Raw genomic sequence first — 1,411 nt, forward strand, 5'->3', positions numbered from 1 at the left:
CATCATGGTGCATCGAACGAGGCCAACCGATGAACTCGCGAATGCGTTCAATCACGCGCTGAACCTGCCACTCCTTGAGAGCCGAGCGCTGACCGAGCTTGCTCAACAGACAGCTCGCTGATCGGCCCCCTATCTTGATTTCGACGGAAGCGGCCGGTTGTCCGGCACACCAGGCTGAAAGCGCCGTACAGGCGTTTATCCAGTCACGCTCCGCCGGATGGAGCTCACCGGCCGTTCGAGTGCCGAGTCCCTTGGATGTATCTCCCTCGCCGATCGCCTCGATGATATTCGTGACCCAGCGCTCGGCCTTGTGATGGCAGAGCTCGAGAGTCGAAATGAGCTTTCTTATGCGCGTGATATTTTCGGGCAGCGGCGAGAGCTCGTCCTCCAGCCGGTCGATTTCTCGCATCTCCTCGTCGGCCTCGACACCACAATTTGCCCAGCATTCCCTGCAGGTTGGTGTGCTCTCGAGGTCAGGGTTCGCGTCAGTCGTCATTGGTATGCTCCTATCAACGCGTTCCTACCCCCTACATGATCAGCGACACGGGACTTTATTGCAACGCTTTCACCATCCAGACAGCCACGCTTCCGAGATCTCCTTTTTAACACCTCGACGGAGCGCTATCTCCGCACGGGCTGAAGTATTCGATAAGCGAAGACTCGATCAGGAGGGCGTCACATGAAAGCAGCCGTGAAAATCGCCTCTGCCCGCACCTACTGATTCTCGGTCAGTGTGTTGTGAGAGCTTGTGCAACGGCCCCCTGAACGTTCCCTCTGCTCTATCTGTCGGGGTGCGGCAGGACCAAACCGGCTAAAGCACAGCCTTGACCGTCGCGCTCGGCCCGCCGGTGCCGGCCCGGTTCATGGCCAGCACACGGAACTCCAGTTCCACGCCACGCGGCTGGTCGTGCAGCAGCTCGACGCGATCGATCGACGTGGCGACGTCTCCCCACTTGCCCCGAGGCTGCTTACGCTGGATCTGGTATACCGCGACCTCGCCGCCCTCGTCGGGCGCGTCCCAGGCGAGGAACACCCACGTGTCGCCCTCGTCGCGGATCTTCATGTTGCGCACTTCGCCCGGCGGCTCGAGCGGGGTGCGCGGCCGGCGGGGCCCCCAGCCGAGTTGGGTCAACCGCTCCGGGTGCCGGCGCGCCGTCACCTCGGCGTAGCGCAGATCGGCCCGCATGCTGTCCTTCAGCGTCTTGAGCGCGTTGTTCTTGTCGACCCGCCGAATCTTGGCCTCGGCACGAGACCTGGCGAGCGCCGCGCTCTTCTCCCGATAGTCCTCGAGCTGCGCCCGGAGCACTGCCGGCGGCACCGTGGGTGACGGGAATTCCTCCGCCGCGTGGTCAAGCCCGTCGGCGATCTGCTGGGCCAGGTGCGCGATCTTGGCTTCCGCCTTGGGAAAACG

Annotated in this window: 2 protein-coding genes; both read right to left on the reverse strand. The window is 63.0% G+C overall.

All coding sequences use genetic code 11. The features are described from left to right. Window positions 1–496 (reverse strand): hypothetical protein (locus GY769_02285; protein ID MCP4200748.1); only part of this gene is annotated, 496 nt, incomplete at its 3' end. A 315-nt stretch (window positions 497–811) separates the two neighbouring features. After that, on the reverse strand, window positions 812–1,411 hold a 600-nt coding region (locus GY769_02290; protein MCP4200749.1), incomplete at its 5' end, for a fibronectin type III domain-containing protein.

It is taken from the genome of bacterium (assembly GCA_024224155.1).
Taxonomy (GTDB): domain Bacteria; phylum Acidobacteriota; class Thermoanaerobaculia; order Multivoradales; family JAHEKO01; genus CALZIK01.